Origin of the sequence: Pseudomonas sp. 5P_3.1_Bac2 (assembly GCF_025465995.1) — a bacterium.
Classification (GTDB): Bacteria; Pseudomonadota; Gammaproteobacteria; order Pseudomonadales; family Pseudomonadaceae; genus Aquipseudomonas.
This window is the reverse complement of the sequence record NZ_JANLNY010000022.1, coordinates 45582-70075: the sequence shown is the minus strand read 5'-3', so window position 1 is coordinate 70075 and position 24494 is coordinate 45582. Positions and strand designations below refer to the sequence as shown.

The 24494-nt window shown below is 60.8% G+C and carries 19 protein-coding genes and 1 pseudogene; 14 read left to right on the top strand and 6 right to left on the bottom strand.

What is annotated here, in order from left to right:
* Nucleotide 1: 1 nt before the first annotated feature.
* Entirely contained in the window at nt 2-709 is a 708-nt protein-coding gene (locus NTD81_RS11725; protein ID WP_262182557.1) for a PolC-type DNA polymerase III, read from the bottom strand.
* A gap of 9 nt (nt 710-718) precedes the next feature.
* The gene (locus NTD81_RS11720) at nt 719-2656 is read right to left on the bottom strand and encodes a putative nucleotidyltransferase substrate binding domain-containing protein (RefSeq protein WP_262182556.1); all 1938 of its coding nucleotides are present in this window, start codon (nt 2654-2656) and stop codon (nt 719-721) included.
* Nucleotides 2657-2967: 311 nt separating this feature from the next.
* Between NTD81_RS11720 and pgaA the strand changes: the two genes are divergently transcribed.
* From pgaA to pgaD, 4 genes are read left to right on the top strand one after another with little or no spacing between them, the layout of a single operon-like run.
* The gene (pgaA, locus tag NTD81_RS11715) at nt 2968-5421 is read left to right on the top strand and encodes a poly-beta-1,6 N-acetyl-D-glucosamine export porin PgaA (protein ID WP_410017154.1); all 2454 of its coding nucleotides are present in this window, start codon (nt 2968-2970) and stop codon (nt 5419-5421) included.
* Nucleotides 5422-5430: 9 nt separating this feature from the next.
* Nucleotides 5431-7434, top strand: coding sequence for a poly-beta-1,6-N-acetyl-D-glucosamine N-deacetylase PgaB (gene pgaB, locus NTD81_RS11710; RefSeq protein ID WP_262182554.1), 2004 nt, complete (start codon nt 5431-5433; stop codon nt 7432-7434).
* The gene (gene pgaC, locus NTD81_RS11705; protein WP_262182553.1) at nt 7431-8771 is read left to right on the top strand and encodes a poly-beta-1,6-N-acetyl-D-glucosamine synthase; all 1341 of its coding nucleotides are present in this window, start codon (nt 7431-7433) and stop codon (nt 8769-8771) included. The genes pgaB and pgaC overlap by 4 nt, the downstream gene beginning before the upstream one ends.
* Nucleotides 8768-9283, top strand: a complete 516-nt coding sequence (pgaD, locus tag NTD81_RS11700; protein WP_262182552.1) for a poly-beta-1,6-N-acetyl-D-glucosamine biosynthesis protein PgaD — start codon at nt 8768-8770, stop codon at nt 9281-9283. Before pgaC ends, pgaD begins: the two co-directional genes overlap by 4 nt.
* Nucleotides 9284-9338: 55 nt before the next feature.
* Here pgaD and NTD81_RS11695 read toward each other — a convergent pair whose 3' ends face one another.
* The gene (locus NTD81_RS11695; RefSeq protein ID WP_262182551.1) at nt 9339-11516 is read right to left on the bottom strand and encodes a malate synthase G; all 2178 of its coding nucleotides are present in this window, start codon (nt 11514-11516) and stop codon (nt 9339-9341) included.
* 292 nt (nt 11517-11808) lie between these two features.
* Here NTD81_RS11695 and NTD81_RS11690 point away from each other — a divergent pair.
* Together NTD81_RS11690 and NTD81_RS11685 are read left to right on the top strand one after the other, a co-directional pair.
* A pseudogene (locus NTD81_RS11690) lies at nt 11809-12254 on the top strand (N-acetyltransferase family protein).
* 22 nt (nt 12255-12276) lie between these two features.
* On the top strand, nt 12277-12795 hold the full coding sequence (locus NTD81_RS11685) for a glycine cleavage system protein R (RefSeq protein WP_262182550.1): 519 nt from the start codon (nt 12277-12279) through the stop codon (nt 12793-12795).
* Nucleotides 12796-13630: 835 nt separating this feature from the next.
* On the opposite strand, the gene rarD is transcribed toward NTD81_RS11685, so the two are convergent.
* The 3 genes from rarD to NTD81_RS11670 all read right to left on the bottom strand — a co-directional run bounded on the left by rarD (nt 13631) and on the right by NTD81_RS11670 (nt 16524).
* Nucleotides 13631-14524, bottom strand: coding sequence for an EamA family transporter RarD (gene rarD, locus NTD81_RS11680; protein WP_262182549.1), 894 nt, complete (start codon nt 14522-14524; stop codon nt 13631-13633).
* 144 nt (nt 14525-14668) lie between these two features.
* On the bottom strand, nt 14669-15646 hold the full coding sequence (locus NTD81_RS11675; protein WP_262182547.1) for a serine/threonine protein kinase: 978 nt from the start codon (nt 15644-15646) through the stop codon (nt 14669-14671).
* A gap of 146 nt (nt 15647-15792) precedes the next feature.
* Nucleotides 15793-16524: a ComF family protein gene (locus NTD81_RS11670; protein WP_262182544.1), complete on the bottom strand. Its 732-nt coding sequence runs from the start codon at nt 16522-16524 to the stop codon at nt 15793-15795.
* 211 nt (nt 16525-16735) lie between these two features.
* On the opposite strand from NTD81_RS11670, the gene bioB reads away from it, so the two are divergent.
* The 8 genes from bioB to NTD81_RS11630 all read left to right on the top strand — a co-directional run bounded on the left by bioB (nt 16736) and on the right by NTD81_RS11630 (nt 24360).
* Complete coding sequence (gene bioB, locus NTD81_RS11665) at nt 16736-17791, top strand: biotin synthase BioB (RefSeq protein WP_262182542.1); 1056 nt, start codon at nt 16736-16738, stop codon at nt 17789-17791.
* A 69-nt stretch (nt 17792-17860) separates the two neighbouring features.
* Nucleotides 17861-19042, top strand: a complete 1182-nt coding sequence (gene bioF, locus NTD81_RS11660) for an 8-amino-7-oxononanoate synthase (protein ID WP_262182541.1) — start codon at nt 17861-17863, stop codon at nt 19040-19042.
* On the top strand, nt 19035-19769 hold the full coding sequence (locus tag NTD81_RS11655) for an alpha/beta fold hydrolase (RefSeq protein ID WP_262182540.1): 735 nt from the start codon (nt 19035-19037) through the stop codon (nt 19767-19769). Before bioF ends, NTD81_RS11655 begins: the two co-directional genes overlap by 8 nt.
* Nucleotides 19762-20565: a malonyl-ACP O-methyltransferase BioC gene (bioC, locus tag NTD81_RS11650; protein ID WP_262182539.1), complete on the top strand. Its 804-nt coding sequence runs from the start codon at nt 19762-19764 to the stop codon at nt 20563-20565. The genes NTD81_RS11655 and bioC overlap by 8 nt, the downstream gene beginning before the upstream one ends.
* A gap of 2 nt (nt 20566-20567) precedes the next feature.
* Nucleotides 20568-21254: a dethiobiotin synthase gene (gene bioD, locus NTD81_RS11645; protein WP_262182537.1), complete on the top strand. Its 687-nt coding sequence runs from the start codon at nt 20568-20570 to the stop codon at nt 21252-21254.
* Between the two features lie 104 nt (nt 21255-21358).
* Nucleotides 21359-21667 (top strand): hypothetical protein, encoded by a 309-nt coding sequence (locus NTD81_RS11640; protein WP_262182536.1) that lies wholly within the window; start codon nt 21359-21361, stop codon nt 21665-21667.
* A gap of 61 nt (nt 21668-21728) precedes the next feature.
* Nucleotides 21729-22388 (top strand): putative metalloprotease CJM1_0395 family protein, encoded by a 660-nt coding sequence (locus NTD81_RS11635; protein WP_262182535.1) that lies wholly within the window; start codon nt 21729-21731, stop codon nt 22386-22388.
* Between the two features lie 166 nt (nt 22389-22554).
* The gene (locus NTD81_RS11630; RefSeq protein WP_262182534.1) at nt 22555-24360 is read left to right on the top strand and encodes a phenylacyl-CoA dehydrogenase; all 1806 of its coding nucleotides are present in this window, start codon (nt 22555-22557) and stop codon (nt 24358-24360) included.
* The last annotated feature ends 134 nt before the right edge of the window (nt 24361-24494 follow it).

Sequence of the window (24494 nt, the reverse complement as noted above, 5' to 3'; positions counted from 1 at the left end):
CTCACAGCGACATCCCTTGCTGGCGCTGGCGCCATTGGCTTAGGCGCTGCTGCAAGGCGGCGAGGCTGTCGAGCTGCTGGCGCCGCGCCTGGCGAAACAGAATCAGCGCCAGCTCGGCGGTGGCCAGGGCATCGGCGCTGGCGTGGTGACGCTGCAACACCTGCAAGTGGAAGTGGGCTATCCAGTCATCCAGGCCGCCGTGGCGAATATTGGCTGCGGGGTTAAGCATGGGGGCCAGCTCGGCCACATCAAAAAACCGATGCTGCAGGCGCAGATCCAGGGTTTCCAATAGGGCGCGGGCGAGCATGCGCTGATCAAACCCGGCATGAAAGGCCAGCAAGGGGCTGCTGCCGACAAACTGCATAAAATCCAGCAGCGCCTGGGCCGGTGCCACGCCATTGGCGATCTGACTGGGGGCCAAACCATGGATCAAGGTGCTGGGGTTGGCCGGTGCGGCGGGGCGCAGTAGGGTGCATTCAAACTGTTGGCCGAGCTGAATGCCGCCTTGGTCGATCACCACCGCGCCAATCGACAGCAGCTGATCGCGCTTAAGGTCCAGGCCACTGGTTTCCAGATCCAGCACCACCAGACGCTGTTGCTCCAGCGGGGCATCCGTCAGGGGCGCGGGCGCGGGCAGTTGCTCGCGCCGGGCTAAGTCGTGGCTGCTTAGGCAGACGCGGCGCGGGCGCCACCAGTTAAATCCATTCATAACAGCTGCTCATAACTGATAGCGCAGACTCAGGCTGCTTTGCAGGCGCTGCGCCTGGCGCAGGGATTCACGCAGGATGCGCTGGTCGAGCAGGTTCAGTTGGCTCGGGTCGATGCGGTTGGAGTAGGGCAGTTGCGCCCGCGCCTGGAGCTGGTGCTGCTGCATGCGGGTCTGCTGAATAAAGTGATAGGCCTCCTCATAGGCCGCGCCATCCTGGGCCTCGATCACTTGCCGGGCGACCAGCTCGCGCAGCCGCTCCAAGGTGTTGCAGGTGCTGATGCCATGGGCCAAGGCCAGCAACCGGGCGGCATCGACAAAGGGCGTGAGGCCCTGGACTTTTAAATCCAGGGTGTCTTTCTCCGCGCCTTTGCGCGCTAAGACAAAGCTGCGCAATACGCCCACCGGCGGTTTGTGGCGCAAGGCGTTCTCGGCCATACGGCGTTGGAACAGCGGGTTATCGGCGATCTGCGTCAGCACCCCGGCGCGCAGTTGCTCGCAAGGCTCGCTCGGCCCCCATACGGCGCGCAGGTCGAAATAGATGGTGGCGGCCAGCAGGCTCTGCGCCGAGGCCTCGTGGATAAACTGGCTGAAGCGCTTGCTCCACTCCTGCTGGGATAAACACAGCGCCGGATTGCTGGCCATGATCTGCCCTTGGCACAGGCTAAAGCCGCACTCGGCCAAGGCCTGGTTAATCTGCTCGGCCAATGGCAGCAGGCGCCCGCGAATCGCCGCGGCCTCCACGGCATCCTTGGCCGCAAACAAAATGCCGTTGTCCTGATCGGTGTACAGGGTCTGCTCGCTACGGCCTTCGCTGCCAAAACACAGCCAGGTGAAGGCTACGCCGGGGTCGCCGAGTTGCTGCAGGCACAGCTCAATCACCCGGCATACGCAGTGATCATTTAAACGGGTGATCAGTTGGGTGATCTGCGTCGAGCTGGCGCCATGGGCCAGCATGCTGTCGACCAAACGCTGCACCTCCACCCGTAGCGCCACTAAGCTGGCGATGCTGCCGGCCTGGCGAATGGTGCGGGCCAGATGAACCAGGTCGACGCGCTGCAAACTGAACAGGTCGCGCTCCGAGATCACCCCGCATAAGCGCCCGTGCTCCACCACGCAAACGTGGGCGATATGCCGCTCGGTCATCGCCAGTGCCGCATCAAAGGCGCTGGCGCTGGGCGGCAGATGAAATGGCGCTTGGGTCATCAACTGGCTGATCGGCTGCTCCAGCGCGTGGCCGTCGGCGACCACCCGGCGCAGGTCGCGCAGGGTAAAGATGCCTTGCGGGCGCTGCGCGCCATCGACCACCACAATGCTGCCCACATGTTGCTCATCCATCAGTTTGACGGCCTCGCGCAGCGGCAACTCTGGCCCGCAACTGAGCGGCGCGCGCATGGCCAGCTGACCTAAGCGGGTATCGAGGGAATACTGCGCGCCGAGGGTTTCCACGGCGCGCATTTGCACCTGCTGGTTGACCTGATCGAGCAGGCTGCTGACGCCGCGCAAGGCAAAGTCGCGCAGCGGGCTGGACAGGGCAAATAGCTTGATAAAGGCGGTTTTCGGCAGCAGCAGGCAAAAGGTGTCGGCACCGGCAATGTGTTCGGTGCGGGTGGCGCGTTCGCCGATCAAGGCCGCCAGCGGGAAGCACTCGCCGCTGCTAATCTCAAAGGTGCTTTGCCGGTTGCCTGTGGCCGCTCCGGGTTGGCTGCGCTCGCCCTGCACGCGGCCTTGTTTAACGATGTAGAAGTGCTGCACCGGGCCGTCTTGGGGGGCAATGATGGTGTCGCCGGCGGCATAAAAGCGTAACTGACAGTTTTCCACCAGGTAACCCAAGTGGGCGCTTTCCATCTGATTGAACGGCGGAAACTTGTGCAAAAACTCCATGGTGCCGTGGATGTTCTGCAGCACCGCAGTTTTGCCTGCCTGGGCGAAATCGTCTGCCACAGCCATGGGCTGTCCTCGGTTGAGCCTTGATTAGCGCAGGCTGGCTAAAGGCTGAGTAGGGCGCCATTGGACCTAAGTAGAAGTGAACTCAGTCACGTAAAACCACAAGAAAAATTCAATATCTCGAACAGATTCGCAGTTTTTTTTACATGCTGGCACTGTGCGGTTCGTCTGGTCGGTGTCAATAAAATGTTCTTTCCGTGTGATAATCGGTCTTGGTGTCAATAAAGTGGCTTTTGACTCTAGCTCCTTTAGCAACGCAATAGCCAAGAACCGAGACAGGGACTTAGTCCGTGAAGCTATACCCAATCCACAAAATGGCAGCCGCAGGTGCTGTTCGGCGTTTTTCGCCCGGACGAATCGGCCTGTTGTGCTCCTCCCTCTTGCTGACTGGCTGGGCCCACGCTCAGTCGTCCTATGATCAACTGATTGAACGTGCGCGCGCCGGCGATTACGCCCCTGCGCTGACTTATCTACGTCAGCAGGAAGTGGATTGGCACTCGCCGCACTTTCTCACCGATCACCTGCTGATTGCCAGCTGGGCCGGTGAAGATGCTGAAGTGGTGCAGCTGTACGAGCAGCCGGGTACGGCTAACACAGTGAATGCCGATGCCTTGGCCGCAGTGGCGCGGGCTTACCGTAACTTGCGCCAGTGGCCGCAGGCATTGAATGTGTACCGTCAGGGCTTGCTGCGTTTCCCTGAGCATCAAGGCTTGTTGCTGGGCGAGGTGATGACCTTGGCCGATGCCGGTCAGCGCAGCGCGGCCATCAGCCGTGGGCGTAGTCTGGTGACGCGCGCGCCGAATGATCCAGAACGGCGTCTGGCGCTGGCCTATGCCTACTTGGCCGATGGTCAGCGTTATGCCGCCCTGGCCGAAGTGGATAAGGCCAAAGACCTGGCGCCAGGCAGTGTCAGCGTGGCCCGTGAATACCTCTTGGCGTTGCAAAACGCCGGCCTCGCCCAGCCCGCTTTAACCCTCGCCGAGCGCTACCCGCATTTACTCGACGCCGCGCAACTGCGCAGCCTGCAAGGTGATGTGCTGGCTGAGCAGGTGCGCCAGGCGCATCTGGCCACGCGCTCCGAGACGCAGCGGTTTGACCTTGCCGATCGCGCCTTGGCTCAGGCCGAACGTTGGTGGCAGCAGTGGCAAGCGTTGCCGCAGGCGCAGGGCAATATCCAGCGGCTGCGTATCGACCGCCTGGGTGCCTTGCATGCGCGCAGCGACATGACGCAGGTGCTCAGTGAATACCAGCAGCTCAAAGCCGAACAGGTGACGCTGCCGGATTACGCCCTGCGTTGGGTGGCTTCGGCTTACCTGTATCTGCGCCATCCCGAAGAAGCTGCCGGGCTGTACCGGCAGATCATCGCCGGTGAAAACGACAAGCACCCCGAGTGGCTGGAGGATCAGCGCAGCTTGTTTTACGCCTTGGTCGAGAGTGGTCAGGTCGAGGCTGCCGATGCCCAAGCCGCCGTACTCGCCACCCAGCAAGCACCGCGCACCTATCTGGTCGGCAACCCTGAGCCTGAGCCCAACCCCAATTGGTTGGAGTCCCAGGAGCTGAAGGCCGCCAGCGCCATGCAAATCAATGACACGCCAGTGGCCGAGCAAAGCTTGTCGCAGCTGGTGGCCAATGCGCCGAACAACAGCTCGCTGCGCACCAGCTTGGCCAGTCTGTATCTGGTTCGTGGCTGGCCGCGCCGGGCCGAGGAAGAACTGAAAGTGGCGGAGAGCACCGCGCCGCGCAATCTCGATCTGGAGGTCGAGCAAGGCTTCGCCGCCCTCGAACTGCAAGAGTGGCAGCAGATGGATATGTTGGCCGATGACGTGATCAGCCGTTATCCGGAAAACCTCCAGGCCCGGCGCCTGGAAAAACTGCGCAAGGTTCATCACATGGCCGAGTTGCGGGTTAACGGCTATCGCGGCCTGGGCAGCGGCAGTCAGGTTTCCGGCGGCGATGATCTGGGCATTGATGCCGTGCTCTACAGCCCGCCGATCGATGATAACTGGCGGGTTTTTGGCGGCGCCGGCTATGCCACCGGTGACTTCGAAGAAGGCCGTGGCCATGACCGCTTCCAGCGCGCCGGGGTGGAATGGCGCTCGCGTAACCACACGGTGGAGGCCGAAGTGTCGAAGCACAACTTCGGCCACGGCGAAAAGCCCGGCATCCGCTTAAGTGGCATGCATGACGTCGACGATTACTGGCAATACGGCTGGTCGGCGCAGTATCTGTCCGCTGATACGCCGTTGCGCGCGCTCAACTCCGACATCACCTCCGACAGCTTAAGTGGCTATGTGCGCTGGCGTGACAGTGAACGTCGCGAGTGGCGCTTAAGCGCCAACGCGGCCAACTTCAGTGATGGTAACGACCGCTTAGGTTTGGTCCTGACCGGTAGCGAACGCATGTATACCGCACCGGACTGGCAGGCCGATCTGGGTCTGGAAGTGGGGGCCAGCCGTAACAGCAATGACAACGATGTGCCGTACTTCAACCCCAAGGGCGAGTACAGCGTGCTGCCGAGCGTGCGTCTGCAACATGCCATCTACCAGCGTTACGAAACCCTCTGGAGTCAGCACGGCGAGATCGGCGCCGGCGCCCTCAATCAGCAGAACTATGGCACGGACGCCATCGGCCTGATCAGTTACGGCCAGCGTCTGCGTTTCGATGACCGCTTCGACGGCGGTCTGGCGGTGTCGTTGTTAAGCCGCCCGTATGACGGCGATCGCGAACAAGAAGTACGCGTGACGTTCGACGTTAACTATCGCTTTTAAGGATATCCCATGGCTCGTTTCTACAGCTGCGTCCTGCTGACTATGGTCGCATTTATGCTGGCGGCCTGCGCCGCCGAAGCGCCGCCCTTTACCGCACCGCATTTGCGTCTGCAGCCCGTGGGGGAAAGCCCCTGGCCCAAAGGTAAGGTGCTGGCGTTGGCCTATCACAACATCGACGATGTCGACGCTGATCAGGCGTTTTTAACCGTGCGTACCGCCAACTTGGTTGATCAGCTGGCTTGGCTCAAAGCCAGCGGCTTCGAGGCGGTGTCCATCGATCAGGTCCTGGCGGCTAAACACGGTGGCCCGGCCTTGCCGGATAAACCCCTGCTGCTGAGTTTTGACGACGGTTACAGCAGCTTTTATCAGCGTGTGTTGCCGATCCTCAAGGCCTACAACTGGCACGCGGTGCTGGCCCCAGTCGGGGTGTGGATGGATACCCCGCAGCAGCAGAAGGTCGACTTCGGTGGCCTGGCGGTGGCCCGTGAGCGCTTCTTGTCGTGGCCAGAAATCAGCGAGATCGCCCGCAGTGGTCTGGTTGAAATCGCCGCCCACACCAATGCTCTGCACTATGGCGCCCTGGCCAACCCCCAGGGCAACGTACAGCCGGCCGCGGTGACGCGCCTGTATGACCCGCAAAGCAAACGTTACGAAACCGACGCGCAGTACAACGCGCGTATCGGCCAGGACGTGCAGCGCATCAGCAATAAAATCCAGGCCGCCACCGGCCGGGCGCCACGGGTCTGGGTCTGGCCTTATGGGGCGGCCAGCGGCACCGCGCTGAAGATCATCGGCGACAACGGCTATGAGCTGGCGCTGACCCTGGAGGACGGCATCGACACCCTGAAAACCCTGCAAGCCGGGCCGCGCTTTTTGCTCAATGGTGACCCCAATACCGATCGTTTTGCTGCCGCCATCAGCACGGTGGATGAGACCGAGCTGATGCGCGTGGCCCATGTCGACCTGGACTACGTCTACGATCCCGATCCGCAGCAGATGGATAGCAACTTGGGCGCGCTGGTGCAGCGCATTGCAGATATGCGTATCACCACGGTGTTCTTGCAGGCTTACGCTGACCCGGTGGGTGATGGTTTAGTCAAAGAGCTGTATTTCCCCAACCGCCACCTGCCGATGCGCGCCGACTTGTTCAACCGCGTCGCCTGGCAACTGCGCACCCGCGCCAAGGTGGAGGTGTATGCCTGGATGCCGGTGCTGGCTTACGACCTCGATTCACGCCTGCCCCGGGTGCAGCGTTGGGCCAAGGACGGCAGCCTGAGCGTGAGCCATGAGCAGTACGTGCGCCTGTCGCCGTTCGATCCTGAGGTGCGTCAGCAGATCGGCGAGATTTACGAGGATCTGGCGCGCCACGCCAACTTCGCCGGCGTGCTGTTCCACGACGACGCCTTGCTCTCCGACTTCGAAGACGCCGGCCCGCAGGCCATGGCCGCCTATCGCGCGGCCGGCTTGCCGGGGGATATGCGCAGTCTGCGTGGTGACGAAGACACCTTGCAGCGCTGGAGCCGCTTTAAGAGCCGCTACCTGATCGACTTCACCACTGAGCTGACCGCCAAGGTTCGTGCCATCCGTGGGCCGCAGGTGAAGACCGCGCGCAATATCTACGCCCAGCCGATCATCAATCCCTATAGCGAAACCTGGTTCGCGCAGAACCTTGATGACTTCCTCGCGACCTACGATTGGACCGCGCCCATGGCCATGCCGCTGATGGAGGGAAGCACTGTTGAGGACTCCGAAGTCTGGCTCGACCAACTCGTGCAGCGCATTGCCAGCCGTCCACGGGCGCTGGAGCGCACGGTGTTCGAGTTGCAGGCGCGGGATTGGCAGACCAAAGAAGGCAAGCCCATCGACAGCCAGTTGCTCGCCAAGTGGATGCGCCGTTTGCAAATCAATGGCGTACGCAACTACGGCTACTACCCCGATGACTTCATTAATGACCAGCCGCGATTGCAGAGCATTCGTCCGGCCTTCTCCAATGCGTGGTTTCCGCTGCCATGATGGATCGTATCTACGCCCTATTAATTCTGTTGCTGGTGTTGGGCGCACCAGTGGGGGTAGCCCTGAGCCTGACTGGCGAGGTGCTGCTGGACTTCGTGTTTTTCTATCCGCTGTTTATGTCGGCGCTGTGGATCTGCGGCGGCACCTACTTTTGGCTGCATTGGGAGCGCCATTGGCGCTGGTCGAATAAGGGGGATGTGGCGCCGCCTGAGCTGAAGGGCCAGCCCTTGGTGTCGATCCTGATTCCGTGCTTTAACGAAGGCGAACACGCGGTGGAAACCATCGGCGCGGCGTTGGCGCAGCGCTATCCGTCGATTGAGGTGATCGCCATCAACGACGGCTCCAGCGATAACACCGGGCAGGTGCTGGACGGCCTGGCTGCCACTGAGCCACGCCTGCGCGTGCTGCATTTGGCGCACAACCAGGGCAAGGCCGTGGCCCTGCGCATGGGCGCGCTGGCGGCACGTAGCGAGTACCTCGTGTGCATCGATGGTGATGCCTTGCTTGACCGTGATGCGGCGGCCTATCTGGTCGCACCGCTGATTGATAATCCTCGGGTCGGCGCCGTGACCGGTAACCCGCGCATTCGTACACGCTCGACCCTGATCGGGCGCGTGCAGGTCGGCGAGTTCTCTTCGATCATCGGCTTGATCAAGCGTACCCAGCGCGTGTATGGCCGGGTATTTACCGTGTCTGGGGTGATTGCCGCGTTTCGCCGCAGTGCGTTAAACCGCATCGGCTATTGGAGCGCTGACATGATCACCGAGGACATTGATGTCAGCTGGCAGCTGCAACTGGATCACTGGAGCATCTTCTACGAGCCGCGGGCGCTGTGCTGGATTCTCATGCCCGAAACCCTGCGCGGCCTGTGGAAGCAGCGCCTGCGTTGGGCCCAAGGCGGCGCCGAAGTGCTGTTGAAAAACATTGGCAGCATCTGGGTCTGGCGCTTTCGCTATATGTGGCCGCTGCTCTTGGAGTTTTGCCTGTCGGCGGTGTGGGCGTTCACCTTTGCCTTGTCCATCGTTCTCTACCTGCTCGGCTTAGTGGTAGAGCTGCCGCCTAATCTGCAAGTCAGCAGCATCATGCCACCGGCCTTTACTGGTTTGGTGCTGGCCTGCGTGTGCCTGCTGCAGTTCTTTATCAGCCTGATGATTGAGCGGCGTTATGAGCAGAACCTGGCCCGCTCGCTGTTTTGGATTATCTGGTACCCCTTGGTGTTTTGGATGGTGACCCTGTGCACCACCTTGGTCAGCTTTCCCAAGGTCATGCTCAAGCGCCGCCAGGAGCGAGCGCGTTGGGTCAGTCCGGATCGCGGGATTAAAAGGAGCGCACCATGAGTTTGCTGATTCATACCCAACAAAAATGGCTGCCGCGGCTGATCGACGGCTTATTGACCCTGCTCGCCTGGGTGGGTTTGGCTTATCTGATCTATCGCGGTGTGCTGGCCCTGCTGCACAACAGCCATATGGGCCTGCGCCTGAGCTTTGGCCTGGAAATTCTGCAAACCCTCAGCACGCTGACGGCCTACGCCGTAGTGGCGTTGGCGATTGGCTTGTGCTTGTTTGCCTGGGCTAAGTACAACGAGCGCCGCGCCGGTAATTACCAGCGTCGCGAGCGGGTGCCGGATGTCGGGGTGCAGTCTCTGTCCGATGAGTTTCAGGTGTCGCTGACGGCCTTTGCGTATCTGCAATGCCAGCAGGTGTTGGTTCTGCATCACCATGACCACGGCAGCTTGTCGGCCATTGAGCTGCCGGGCACCGGTCTGCTGCTGCCGGCCATGACTGAAACGGATATGTTTGAGCAGATCTGCCATAACCTCGAAGGCGAAGCTAAATTGCCTGTGACCTGAAGTTACGCCATAAAAAAACCGCCCGAAGGCGGTTTTTTTATGGCTGGCAAACGCCTTACTGGCCGTTTTTCGCCTTGAACTCACGACGGCGACGATGCAGCACCGGCTCGGTGTAGCCGTTGGGCTGCTTGCCACCTTCGACGACCAACTCCAGCGCCGCCTGGAAGGCGATGTTGTCGTCGAAGTTCGGGGCCAGCGGACGGTACAGCGGGTCGTTGGCGTTCTGTCGATCGACCACCGGCGCCATGCGCTTAAGGCTGGCGACGATCTGCTCTTCGCTGGCGATACCGTGACGCAGCCAGTTGGCCAGCAGCTGGCTGGAGATGCGCAGGGTCGCGCGGTCTTCCATCAAGCCGATGTCGTTGATATCCGGCACCTTGGAGCAGCCGACGCCTTGGTCGATCCAGCGCACCACATAGCCGAGGATGCCCTGGGCGTTGTTATCCAGTTCGTTCTGGATTTCTTCAGCGCTCCAGTTGGTGTCCTTGGCCAGCGGGATGGTCAGGATGTCGTCCAGCGAGGCCCGCGCACGCTTAGCCAGCTCGGCCTGACGGGCGAACACGTCAACCTTGTGGTAGTGCAGCACGTGCAGCGAGGCGGCAGTCGGCGACGGTACCCAGGCGGTGTTAGCACCGGCTAGTGGGTGTGCGATCTTCTGCTCCAGCATGCCGGCCATCAGGTCAGGCATGGCCCACATGCCTTTACCGATTTGCGCGCGACCTTGCAGGCCGGTGGCCAAGCCGATATCGACGTTCCAGTTCTCGTAGGCGCCGATCCATTTCTCCGTCTTCATGGCGGCCTTACGCACTACGGCGCCGGCTTCCATGGAGGTGTGGATTTCGTCGCCGGTACGGTCGAGGAAGCCGGTGTTGATAAACACCACGCGCTCGCTGGCCGCTTTGATGCTGGCTTTGAGGTTGACCGTGGTGCGGCGCTCCTCGTCCATGATGCCGACCTTCAGGGTGTTGCGCTTGAGGCCCAGCACGTCTTCGACACGAGCGAAGATTTCGCTGGTAAACGCCACTTCTTCAGGGCCGTGCATCTTCGGCTTAACGATGTACACCGAGCCGGTGCGGCTGTTCTTACGGCTGGTGTTGCCGTTGAGGTTATGCACCGCGATCAGGCTGGTGAACAGGGCGTCCTGGATGCCTTCCGGAATTTCGTAGCCTTGCGCATCGAGGATCGCCGGGTTGGTCATCAGGTGGCCAACGTTACGGATAAACAGCAGGCTGCGCCCGTGCAGGCTGAGTTCGCCGCCGTCGGCCTTGGTGTAAACGCGATCAGGGTTCATGGTGCGGGTGAAGGTCTTACCGCCTTTGCTGACTTCTTCCGCCAGGTCACCCTTCATCAGGCCCAGCCAGTTTTTGTAGACCACCACTTTGTCGTCGGCATCGACGGCAGCAATGGAGTCTTCGCAGTCCATGATGGTGGTCAGGGCCGATTCCAGCAGCAGGTCTTTGACCCCGGCGGCATCGGTGCTGCCCACTGGCGTGCTGGCGTCGATCTGGATTTCAAAGTGCAGGCCGTTGTGCTTGAGCAGCACCGCTTTTGGCGCGTTGGCCGCACCTTGGAAGCCAATCAACTGAGCCGGGTTAACCAGGCCCACTTGGCTGCCGTTTTTCAGGCTGACTTGCAGTTGCCCGTTGGCGACCACATAGGCCGTGGCGTCAACGTGGGAGGCGCCTTGCAGTGGGGCGGCGTCATCCAGAAAGGCGCGGGCAAAAGCGATAACTTTGTCGCCGCGGACCTTGTTGTAGCCCTTGCCTTTTTCCGCTCCATTTTCTTCGCTGATCGCGTCGGTGCCGTACAGCGCATCGTACAGCGAGCCCCAGCGGGCGTTGGAGGCGTTGAGGGCAAAGCGTGCATTCATCACCGGCACCACCAGTTGTGGGCCAGCCAGACGGGCGATTTCTTCGTCTACATTTTCAGTGGTGGCTTGGAAGTCGGCTGGTTCGGGTAACAGATAGCCGATTTCCTGCAAGAAGGCTTTGTAAGCCGCCGCGTCGTGGGCTTGACCCGCGCGGGCTTGGTGCCAGGCGTCGATTTGCGCCTGAATCTGATCGCGTTTGGCGAGCAGGGCACGGTTTTTCGGGGCCAGGTCATTAATTACCGCTTCGGCACCCGCCCAGAATTTGTCGGCAGCAATGCCGGTACCGGGGATGGCTTCGTTATTCACGAAGTCGAACAGCACTTTGGCAACCTGCAGGCTGCCTACTTGAACGCGTTCAGTCATCACTTGCCTCACTCTGCTCAGCTCTACTTAATAGCCGCTTCGGACCTGGAAAATAAGTCGTGTAGTCCGAGGCGCGGCATACTACATGAAGATCATAGGAAAATCAGGGGGTGCGCGTCGCTCTACGACTAAGGAGTGCTTTGTAGTCACTTCATAGGCATTGGTTGCGAGTAGTGTTGGCTTTTATTCTGTGCGACAGCCGCGATACTACACAGCCTAACGCAGCGCGTCTGCCCCGCCCTTCGACCTATGGTCTGCTTAATCCGCTGGTCCATTCTGGAGGCTTTGCAACATGCTTATCCGCCCCGCTGAAATGGCTGACCTGGCTCTGCTCAATGCGCTGTTCGCGCAGTACCTGAGCTTCTATAATTGCCGAAAAGCCCGGCGCAAATTGCCGCGTTTCTCCAGCAGCGCCTGCAGCAGCGCGACTCGGTGATTCTCCTGGCGCTGGATGAAACAGGCCGCGCCCAGGGCTTCATACAGCTGTATCCCTTTTACGCGTCTTTGCATTTAGCCCCAGCCTGGCTGCTCAGTGATCTGTTTGTGGCAACCTCGGCGCGGCGCCGTGGTTATGGCCGCGCGCTGATGTTGGCTGCCCAAGCCCATGGCCAAGCCAGCGGTGCTTGTGGTCTGCAACTGGAAACCGGGCGCGACAATCTTGCCGGGCAAGCCTTGTACGAAAGTCTCGGTTATGTGCGTGAGGGAAACTTCTACACCTATTGGCTGGGTCTAAGCTGAGCATTCAATCAGGAGCAAGCGTATGCACGATCTCGTACTGACAGTGATTGCCGAAGACAAACCTGGGCTGGTCGAGCGCATCGCCCAGTGTATTAGCAGCCATGACGGCAATTGGTTGGAAAGTCGCATGGCACGTATGGCCGGGCAGTTTGCCGGAATCTTGCGAGTGCAGGTGGCGCAGGCCAAGCAAAGCCAGTTGCTCGCCGCCCTCACGGCATTGCAAGAGCAGGGCCTGCGCATTCAATTGGCGCCGGCGGGTACTGCCCCCGTAAGCGCCTGCCGCAGCATTCGTCTGGAGCTGGTGGGCAATGATCGGCCTGGCATCGTGCGCGACATCACCCGTTTGCTCAGCAGTCAGGGCGTCAACCTGGAAAGCCTGACCACCGAGGTGATTCCTGCGCCCATGAGTGGTGAGTTGTTGTTCCAAGCTCAGGCCCTGTTGGCCGTACCCGAGAGCCTGGCGTTGGAGCAGTTGCAAAGCCATCTGGAAACCCTGGCCGATGACCTGATGGTGGAGCTCAAGCTGCAAGTGGATGACTGACCCCGCTGCGTGCTTGGTCACGGCGGCGCCGCGTGCTTGGATAAGCCCCGGCGGTTATCCCAGTTATATGTGGATAAGACTGTGCGCGGTATGGGGAGCTACAGCTACAGCCCTAGAGCCCCAAGGCTTAGGCGGGGTTGATTAAAAAACCAGCAGCGCCCAGCGGGTTACGCACAAAGGCCGGGGATGCTTCTGTGGATAAACCCTGAGCATATGCCTGGAGCCCATGAACACTGGCCTCTGCCGCCTGTTGTGCAATAAATGAGCAGTTGCCGGGCGTTCGCCGGCAGTTTGGCGCTGCCATCCGCTCACCTTGGAGCTGGCCTGTAACGCAGCGCAGTTATCCCCCTCTGGTGTGGATAATCCTGTGCGCAGGATGGGGAGCTAGTATTCACACCTTAGTGCGGCGTGGCTTAGCGGGCTTTGGTTAAAAAACCAGCAGTGTCTGCAGCGTTACGCACAAACGGCGGGGATGCCTCTGTGGATAAGCCTTGAGCAAGTCGCCGCAGGCCAGTGCCTGCAAGCGCTGGGTAAAGTTGGTTGTTTTTTGTGCAGTGTTGCCAGGGGAGTGCTTGTGCTTTGTCTTGTTGTTTGGTTGTCGACTTAGGCGGAGGCGCACGCCCCAGGGTTTATCCACGCCCGGTGTGGATAATGCTGTGCGCAATCTGCGCAGTGATTAAGCCAGCCTTAGTCTGCCGTGCGCTGCAGGATATCGTTTAAAAAACAAACAGTTGCGTGAGATTACGCACAATGGCCGGGGATGCCTCTGTGGATAAGCCTTGGGCAACTGGCTACAGGCCAGTGACCGCAAGGCTTGCGTAAGGTTGGCTAATTTTTAAGCAGTTTTTTGCTTGCTCAGCGAACGCCAGGCATCGACGCTATAAATCAGCAAACCAGCCCAAATGCAGATAAAGGCCGCCAGCTTGCTGGGGTCAAAGTGCTCGTTAAACAGGAAGATTGCCTGGAGCAGCACTAAGGTCGGCGCCAGGTACTGCAAAAAGCCTAGCGTGGTGTAGGGCAGGTGGCGCGCGGCGGTGTTAAAACACACCAACGGGATCAGCGTGATCGGCCCGGCCGCGATCAACCATAGCGCTTGTGGCGTCTGCCAGAAATCCGCCTGCACGCTCTGTGCGGCCGGATGCCAGAGCAGCCAGCCGATGGCTATTGGCAGCAGTAACCAAGTCTCCACCACCAAGCCCGGCAGCGCCGCCACTGGTGCTTGTTTGCGGATAATGCCGTAGAAGCCAAAGGTCAGCGCCAGGGTCAGTGAGACCCAGGGCAGGCTGCCCATCTGCCACACCTGTTGCAGCACCCCTAGCGCTGCCAGCAACACCGCCAGCCACTGCAAGCGGCGCAGACGCTCGCCGAGCAGCAACATGCCGAGCAGCACATTGACCAGCGGGTTGATGTAGTAACCCAGGCTCGCCTCCAACATGCGTCCGCTGTTCACCGCCCACACATAGATCAGCCAGTTACTGGCGATCAGTGCGCCGCTTAGGCTCAAAATGGCCAGGCGTTTGGGATTGGCGCGCAGCTGCGTCCACCAGCCGGGATGCTTCCACACCAGCAACAGCAGGCCACCGAACAACGCCGCCCAGAACACGCGATGGACGACGATCTCCAGTGCCGGTACGGCGGTGAGCAACTTAAAGTAGAGGGGGAACAAGCCCCAAAGGATGTAGGCGGTTAAGCCCAACAGATACCCGCGACGCGGGTTAACAGTGGTCATGAAAATCCTTGCAGCCAGTAGATTCAAGTTCGACCGCCAACAGACACCCGCGTCGGCGGCTAAGGCACAGTGGATAACGCTGTCGGAGCAGATTTACGACCGGTGCGCGTTGCACGAGTTGCGTCCAGCGCGGCAGCGGCTGCTTTAGCTGAATAAGCGCAGCGGCTCTTCATCGAGGGCGGCCAGTTGTTCGCGCAGAATCAAAATCTGCTCACCCCAATAACGCTCACTGCCAAACCAAGGGAAGCTCATGGGAAACGCCGGATCGTCCCAGCGTCGTGCCAGCCAGGCGCTGTAGTGGAGCAGGCGCAGGCTGCGCAGGCCTTCGATCAGCACCAGCTCGCGCGGGTTAAAGTCGTGGAACTCCTGATAGCCCTCGATCAGTTCGGCCAACTGGCTCATGCGCTCATGCCGCTCGCCGGCCAACATCATCCACAGGTCTTGCACCGCCGGGCCCATGCGGCAGTCGTCGAGGTCGACCATATGGAAGCTGTCATCGCGACACAGCAAGTTGCCCGGATGGCAGTCGCCGTGCAGGCGAATGGGCGTAACCGGATTGGCGGCAAACAGGCTGTTGAGGCGCGCGAGCAAGTCCCGGGCGACCGACTCATAGGCCGGCAACAGGCTCTGCGGAATAAACTTGCCATCGAGCAGCGTGGCCAGGGATTGCTCGCCGAAGTTGCTGACTTGCAGGGTCTCGCGATGGGCGAAGGGCTTTAGCGAGCCGACCCCATGCAAGCGCCCCAGCAACTGGCCGAGGCGATACAGCTGATCAAAGTTGCCCGGCTCCGGCGCCCGTCCACCGCGGCGTGGGAACAGGGCAAAGCGAAAGCCCTGGTACTCGAACAGCGTCTCGCCATCGCGACTCAGTGGCGCCACCACCGGCACCTCACATTCGGCCAGCTCCGCGCTGAAGCTATGTTCTTCGCGAATCGCCGCATCGCTCCAACGCTGTGGCCGGTAGAACTTAGCAATCAGTGGTGTTTCATCTTCGATACCGACTTGATACACGCGGTTTTCGTAGCTGTTCAGCGCAAGCACACGAGCATCGCTCAGGTAGCCGAGGCTCTCGACAGCATCCAGCACGAGGTCTGGGGTGAGGGCGGCAAAGGGATGAGACATGCGAGTGCTCCAATCAATTAGCGACACAGTGTAGCGCTTAGGCTGTGGACAAATCTGGCGGCTGCGCGCACAGGGCCATTTTCCTAGCGCCCAGGCCGGCGTCAAACTCCGCGCGGGTTGTCTTTGCCGGCTGCGTTGACGGTTGATTAAGCGCCCGGTGAGGGGGTGCGCGCCAGGCAATAGACATCCACCCGCGCGGCACCGCTGCGCTTAAGCAGCAAGGCCAAGCTCTGCGCGGTGGCGCCGGTGGTCAGCACATCATCGAGCAGGGCGATATGGCGGTTCTTCACCTGGCTGGCGGCGCTCAGGGCAAAGGCGCCGCGTAGGTTGCGTTTGCGCGTGGCCGCATCCAGTTGCTGCTGCGCCGGGGTTTCCACCAGCCGCGTTAGCCAGTGCTGATGCAGGGTGATGCCGAGCTGGGGAGCCAGCCAGCGCCCCAGCAACTCGGCCTGGTTAAAACCGCGCTGGCGCTGACGTAGTGGGGCCAGGGGCACGGGCAGCAGAGTATCGGGCTTGCTTAAGCCCTGACTGAACCGCTGGTGCAGGTGCTCGCGCAACAACTGCGCCAGTAAATGGCCCAGCGGCAGTTTGGCCTGATGCTTAAAGCGGCTGATCAAGCTGTCCACTGGAAAGGCATAACGCCACGGCGCGATTACCTGATCGAAACTCGGTGGCTGTTTCTGGCAGGTGCCGCAGCGGAGTCCCGGACGGCTCAAGGGCAGGGCGCACTGCACGCAGTGTGGGCCGAGCCACGGCAATTCGGCGAAGCAGGCCGGGCAAATGGCGGCGCCATCCACCGCGCAGCTTTGCCCGCAAAGCAAACAATGCACAGGCAACTGGAGCCACTGCGGCAGGCGAGGCAGGGCAAATAGCGACATAACGGCTCATCCATGAGGCGTGTAGTGCGCAGAGCCTAGGCTAATCTGCGTCATAAATCAGTTGATCAATAAATGATCAGATGTAAACCTTAAATAAAAATAGGGTTGACAGTGGGGTTGGCCTGCTTATGATTTGCCCAGCCTGAAGGCCCAGCGAGTGCTGGGTTAATCACGATAAAAACACGCCCCCCGAGCGTTGAAGGAATCCGCCATGAGCGCCACCGCCAATCTGCAAACCCGCCACGACTGGTCCCTCGCCGAGGTCAAAGCGCTCTTTGAGCAACCCTTCAACGATCTGCTGTTTCAAGCGCAGACCGTGCATCGCAGTCACTTCGATGCCAATCGCGTGCAGGTCTCGACCTTGCTCTCGATCAAAACCGGGGCCTGCCCGGAAGATTGCAAATACTGCCCGCAGTCCGGCCACTACAACACCGGCCTGGATAAGCAAAAACTGCTGGAAGTGCAGAAGGTTCTCGACGCTGCCGCCGAAGCCAAGGCTATCGGCTCCACACGTTTCTGCATGGGCGCGGCGTGGAAGCATCCTTCCGCCAAGGACATGCCTTACGTGCTGAAAATGGTCGAGGGCGTCAAAGCCTTGGGCCTGGAAACCTGCATGACTCTGGGCAAGCTCGATCAAGAGCAAACCCGCGCCTTGGCTGAAGCGGGTCTGGACTACTACAACCACAACCTGGACACCTCGCCGGAGTTTTACGGCAGCATCATCACCACCCGCACCTATGCCGAGCGTCTGCAAACCTTGGCCTATGTGCGCGATGCCGGGATGAAGATTTGCTCCGGCGGCATTCTCGGTATGGGCGAGTCGCTGGACGACCGCGCCGGCCTGTTGATTCAACTGGCTAACCTGCCGGAGCACCCGGAGTCAGTGCCGATCAACATGCTGGTCAAGGTGCAGGGCACGCCTTTGGCGAATGCCGAGGATGTCGATCCGTTCGACTTTATCCGCATGCTCGCCGTGGCGCGGATCATGATGCCCAAGTCGCACGTACGCCTGTCCGCTGGCCGCGAGGCAATGAACGAGCAGATGCAGGCACTGGCGTTTTTTGCCGGCGCCAACTCGATCTTCTACGGCGAGAAATTGCTGACCACGGTTAACCCGCAAGCCAGCAAAGACATGCAGCTGTTCGCGCGCCTCGGCATCAAGCCCGAAGAGCGCCAGGAGCATGCCGATGAAGTGCATCAGGCCGCCATCGAGCAAGCCTTGGTCGAGCAGCGCGACTCCAAGCTGTTCTACAACGCTGCGCAGTGAGGGCGGCCGCGCCGCTCTAGTCAGGTTCTTGAGGCTGGCCAACCCTAGGTTGCGCCAGCGGGTTATCCGATGAGTTTTGATCTTGCCAGCCGCTTGGCCGAACGCCGCGCCGCCCAGCTGTATCGTCAGCGCCCGCTGCTGCAAAGCGCTCAGGGCGCTGAGGTGGTGGTGGATGGCAAGCGCCTCACGGCGTTCTGTTCCAACGACTATTTAGGTTTGGCCAATCACCCCCAGGTGATCGAAGCCTGGCAGGCCGGCGCGGCACGTTGGGGCGTCGGTGGTGGCGCGTCGCACTTGGTGATCGGCCATAGCCAGCCCCATCACGAATTAGAAGAAGCGCTGGCGCAGTTCACCGGCCGCCCCCGGGCGCTGCTGTTTACCACCGGTTATATGGCCAATATGGGCGTGGTCACGGCGCTAGTCGGCCAGGGCGACAGCGTGCTGCAAGACCGCCTTAACCACGCCTCCTTATTGGATGCCGGTCTGCTCAGCGGCGCGCGCTTCTCGCGCTATCTGCATAACGATGCCAGCAGCCTCAATAACCGATTAAGCAAGGCCTCAGGCAATCGCCTGGTGGTGACTGATGGCGTATTTAGCATGGACGGCGACCTCGCCGACTTGCCCGCTCTGTGCGCGGAAGCCAAGCGCGCCGACGCCTGGGTGATGGTCGATGACGCCCATGGCTTTGGCACCTTGGGCGCGACTGGCGCAGGTATCGTCGAGCACTATGGCCTTGGTCAGGATGAGGTGCAGGTGTTGGTCGGCACCCTTGGCAAAGCCTTCGGCACCGCCGGCGCTTTTGTCGCCGGCAGCGAGGAGTTGATCGAGACGCTGGTGCAGTTCGCCCGGCCTTATATCTACACCACCAGCCAACCGCCGGCGCTAGCCTGCGCCACGCTGAAAAGCTTGCAGTTGTTGCGCACTGAGCACTGGCGCCGCGAGCATCTGGCCCAGTTGATTGCGCGCTTTCGCCAAGGCGCGGCGGAGATTGGCTTGCAGTTAATGGACAGCCCAACGCCGATCCAGCCGATTTTAATTGGCGACAGTGGCCGCGCCTTGCGCCTGTCGCAGCTGCTGCGTGAGCGCGGCTTGCTGGTCACCGCGATTCGCCCGCCTACCGTGCCAGCTGGCACCGCGCGCCTGCGCGTGACCTTATCTGCGGCCCATAGTCTGGAACAGCTCGAGCGGCTGCTGAGTGCCTTGGCCGAATGCTGGGCGTTGTTGGCTCGGGAGCGCGATCAGCATGACTAAGCTGGTTGTACTACCCGGTTGGGGCTTGGCCACCGCGCCGCTGCAACCCTTAGCTGCGGCGCTGCTGGCGCGAGGCATTGAGGTGCAGGTGGCGGCACTGCCATTAGTTGCTGAACACTCGCTTGAGGGCTATCTCGGCGCGCTGGATCAGCAGCTCCCGGACGACGTCTGGCTGGCCGGTTGGTCCTTGGGCGGTATGCTCGCCACGGCTTTGGCGGCGCGTCGTGGTGCGCGCTGCGCCGGGCTGATCAGCTTGGCCAGCAACCTGCGCTTTGTCGCCAGCCAAGATTGGCCCAGCGCCATGCCGGCCAGCACCTTCGCCGCCTTTGTTGAAGGCTGCGCAGCAGATCCTGGCGCCACCTTAAAACGCTTCGCCTTACTCTGTGCCCAAGGCGCGGCTAATGCTCGGCAACTGTCGCGCGAGTTACTGGCAAACGTGGCGGCCACGTCTGCGCCAGAACTGTTGGCGGGCTTGGAACTGTTGGCGGCGCTGGATAATCGCGAGGCATTAGCCTCATTTAGCGGGGCGCAGCTGCATCTGCTGGCGGGCGCTGACGGCTTAGTTCCCGCCGCTGCCTGGGCAGCGATTCAGCACCTGGCAGCGCAAGCACCGGGGCAGACGCAGGTGGAGTTGATCGAGTCGCTCAGCCATGCCTTGTGCCTTGAGCAGCCACAGTTAATCGCCCAGCGGATGGCGCAGTTTATCGATGAGGTCGGCCATGACTGATCTGAGCCACGGCCACAGCCCTCTGCCGAATAAACGCGATGTGGCGGCGTCGTTTTCCCGCGCAGCCGGCAGTTACGACAGCGTCGCAGCGTTTCAGCGTGATGTCGGCCAGCAACTGCTGACGCGCTTGCCGGCGCAACTGCAAGCGCCGCGTTGGCTTGATCTGGGCTGCGGCACCGGCCATTTCAGCCGTGCCTTGGCGGAGCGATTCCCCGGCAGCAGGGGCGTGGCCGTGGATATCGCCGAAGGTATGCTGCGCCACGCCCGACCTCTGGCCGGCGCTGAATATTTTGTCGCCGGCGATGCCGAGCGTTTACCGCTGCGGGAGCAGTCCTGCGACCTGCTGTTTTCCAGCCTGGCGCTGCAATGGTGTGGCGACTTTGCCGCGGTGTTGCGCGAGGCTAAGCGTGTTCTGCGCCCGGGTGGAGTCATGGCGTTCAGCAGTCTATGTGTCGGCACCTTGCAGGAGCTGCGCGACAGTTGGCAGGCCGTGGATGGCTTGGTCCACGTTAATCGCTTCCGTGAATTCGCCCGTTACCAGCAACTCTGCGCGGCCAGCGGCTTGCGCACGCACAGTCTGGAGCAGCAGGCCCATGCCCTGCATTATGCGGATCTGCGCAGCCTGACCCATGAGCTAAAAGCCTTGGGGGCGCACAACCTCAATCCTGGACGCCCCGGAGGCCTGACCGGACGGGCGCGGATGCAGGCGTTGCTGGCGGCTTACGAACAATTTCGCCAACCGGCCGGCCTGCCTGCGACCTATCAGGTGGTCTACGGCGTACTGGTTAAGGACTGATTATGCGCGCAGCGTTTTTTCTCACCGGCACCGACACCGAAATCGGCAAAACCACCATCGCCGCCGGCCTCCTGCATGCGGCGCGGCAAGCCGGGTTATCCACTGCTGCGGCTAAGCCCGTGGCATCCGGTTGCCAACTGACGGCGCAAGGCTTGCGCAACGATGATGCCCTGGCGCTGTTGGGCGAGTGCACGCTGGCGTTGCGCTACGAAGAGGTCAACCCGGTGGCCTTTGCTCCGCCCATCGCCCCCCATTTGGCGGCAAGGGATATAGGGGTAAACCTTGACGTGGCCAGCCTGCTGGCGCCAGTCCAGGCGATAGTGGCTAAACAGGCGGATTTCACCCTCGTCGAGGGCGCCGGTGGTTGGCGTGTGCCGCTAGCCGGGCAGCAGACGCTGGCCGACTTGGCCATCGCCTTAAAGCTGCCGGTGATTCTGGTGGTGGGGGTGCGTTTAGGTTGCATCAATCATGCACTGCTGAGCGCCGAAGCCATTGCCCGCGATGGTCTGCACTTGGCGGGCTGGGTGGCTAACCTGGTCGATCCGCACAGCTCGCGGGTGGAGGATAACCTCGCCACGTTAGGCGAACGTTTGCCTGCTCTTTGCTTGGGTTTTGTACCGCACTTGGCTTCGCCCAGCCCGGCTGAAGTGGCCGGGTATTTGGATCTGACCCCTCTGCTTAGTCGCTAATAGCTATAAGTAGCGCCTCTCAAATCGCCTTTGCTTCGTACGTGGTGCGGCTAATATCTGCTTAAATGAGTTTAAGTTGCCTTCATTTTTCTCGGTGTCTGGCCATGCAAATTACACCTAGTGCATTCAACTCAGGTCTTAGCGCGCTGCAATCGGGCCAGCGCCAGGTGGATCAGGCGGCCTCGGCGATTGCCGCTAGCAGCCTCTCTGGGGGCAATCCAGTAACTGCGGCGGCGCAACCGGCCACTCCCGCCACGGCCAGTCAGAGCAGTGCCAGCCCAAGTGCAGATCGTCCTAGCTTGAGTGAAAGCTTGCTGGCTTTGCGGGTTGGCCAACATGAAGCGCAAGCCGGCGCCAAACTGGTCAAAACTGCTGACGAAGCCCTCGGCACCTTGATCGATACGCGCGCCTGAGCACCTGTAGCGCGCGAACTCAGAGTGGCCGCAGGCCGTTTGAGACGCGGGGCAGGTTGTTATGCAAATCACCAGTACTAATGCTTACTTCAGTCTTCCCGCTAACGGCCAGCGTGCTGCGCGCGCGGGGGAGCAGTCGTCAGCATCGCCGTCCACCGCGTCTAACTCCGTAGACGACTCCTCCGCATCTGCTGCTAAGTATGATCAGCGCCGACTTAGCGCTTCTGATGCCGAGCAACGCATCGTGCAAGCCGAGCAGGAGGAAATCCGCCACCTCAGCCGGCGTGATCAAGAAGTGCGTGCCCACGAGCAGGCCCATGCCGCAGTCGGTGCTAATCACGCCGGCGCACCCAGCTATAGCTACACCTATGGCCCAGACGGTAAGCGCTATGCCACTGAGGGCGAAGTCAGCATCAGCACTGCGAAAGTAGCCGGTGACCCGGCCGCCACCTTGCGCAAAATGGCCAAGGTATTGGCGGCGGCCTTAGCGCCGGCAGAGCCTTCCGCGCAAGACCGGCAAGTCGCCGCCCAAGCACAACTGCTGATGAGTCAGGCCCAGTTGGAGGTGCTGCAATTGCAGCGCGAACAGCGGCCAAACGGCGCCGCCGAGCAGACCGCCAAGGCACCTGAACGCGGCGCGGCACGCGCTGCGCCGCTCGAAACTTATCAATCCCTGAGTCGGCTTGCGCCACCGGAGCAGACGATTAATTTGCAGGTCTAGGTGGCATTGTCGGCGCTTGACAAGGAATGGCCATAAACGTATGTTTCAAACGCCTGTTTGACTGCCTCAAGCGTTTAACGGCGCTTGAGTATCGGGACTCAACCCGAATAACGGCCGGACTCCCGGCCACTTACATTCCAAGAATTCACCGCAGAGGTTAACCGCTATGCCTGATTACAAGGCCCCCTTGCGCGATATCCGTTTCGTTCGTGACGAGCTGCTTGGCTACCCAGAGCATTATCAGAGCCTGCCGGGTTGCCAAGATGCGACGCCGGACATGGTTGATGCCATCCTTGAGGAAGGCGCGAAGTTCTGCGAGCAAGTCATTGCTCCGCTGAACCGTGTTGGTGATCTGGAAGGTTGTAAGTGGTCGCCTGAAGGGGTAACAACTCCGACTGGCTTTAAAGCAGCCTACGACAAGTTCGTTGAAGGCGGCTGGCCGAGCCTGGCCCACGACGTTGATCACGGCGGCCAAGGCCTGCCGGAGTCCCTCGGCATCGCCATGAGCGAAATGGTCGGTCAGGCCAACTGGTCTTGGGGTATGTACCCAGGCCTGTCCCACGGTGCGATGAACACCATCGCGGCCCACGGTACCGAAGAGCAAAAGCACGCTTACCTGACCAAGCTGGTGACTGGTGAGTGGACCGGCACCATGTGCTTGACCGAACCGCATTGCGGTACTGACTTGGGCATGCTGCGCACCAAGGCCGAGCCTCAAGCCGACGGCAGCTACAAAGTCTCCGGGACTAAGATCTTTATCTCCGCGGGTGAGCACGACATGTCGGGCAACATTGTCCACATCGTGTTGGCTCGTCTGCCGGATGCCCCGCAAGGCACCAAAGGCATCTCGCTGTTCATCGTGCCGAAGTTCCTCCCAGACGCCCAAGGCGAAGCTGGCGCACGCAACGCCGTGACCTGTGGCTCGATCGAACACAAGATGGGCATCCACGGTAACGCCACGTGCGTGATGAACTTTGACGGCGCCACCGGTTACCTGATCGGTCCAGCCAACAAAGGTCTGAACTGCATGTTCACCTTTATGAACACCGCTCGCGTCGGCACCTCCCTGCAGGGGCTGGCCCACGCCGAAATCGGTTTCCAAGGCGGCCTGAAATACGCTCGCGAACGTCTGCAAATGCGTTCCCTAACTGGCCCGAAAGCGCCGGACAAACCAGCTGACCCGCTGATCGTGCACCCAGACGTGCGCCGCATGTTGCTGACCATGAAGGCCTTCTCTGAAGGCAGCCGTGCGCTGATCTACTACGCGGCCAAGCAAGTCGACATCGTGCGCTACAGCCAGAACGAAGAAGAGAAAAAAGCCGCTGACGCGATGCTGGCCTTCCTTACTCCGATCGCCAAAGCCTTCATCACTGAAGTGGGCTTTGAAGCCGCTAACCACGGCGTACAAATCTATGGCGGCCACGGCTTTATCGCTGAGTGGGGCATGGAGCAAAACGTACGTGACGCGCGTATTTCCATGCTGTACGAAGGCACCACCGGCATCCAGGCGCTGGACCTGCTGGGCCGTAAAGTGCTGCTGACTCAAGGCGAAGCGCTGAAAGGCTTCACCAAGATCGTGCACAAGTTCGTCCAAGCCAACGAAGGCAACGAGGCGATCAAGGATCTGGTTGGCCAGCTGGCACAGATCAACAAAGAGTGGGGCGAGCTGACCATGAAAGTGGGTATGGCTGCCATGAAAGACCGTGAAGAAGTCGGTGCCGCTTCGGTGGATTACCTGATGTATTCCGGTTACGCCTGCCTGGCTTACTTCTGGGCTGATATCGCTCGTCTGGCTGCTGAGAAATTGGCTGCTGGCACAGGCGACGCAGCCTTCTACAAAGCCAAGCTGCAGACTGCGCAGTTCTACTTCGCACGTATCCTGCCGCGTACCCGCGCTCATGCGGTGACCATGCTGTCCGGTGCGAACAACCTGATGAACATGGCTGTTGAAGACTTCGACCTGGGCTACTAAGTCCTCGCGTCGATGAAAAAACCGCTGCCTTGGCAGCGGTTTTTTTTCGCCTGAAGAAAAGTACTCAGGGCGAGTTTCAGGCGTTTTTTGATCGGCAGAAGAGCGACGTTTTATTGATACTAATATTGTCTTTA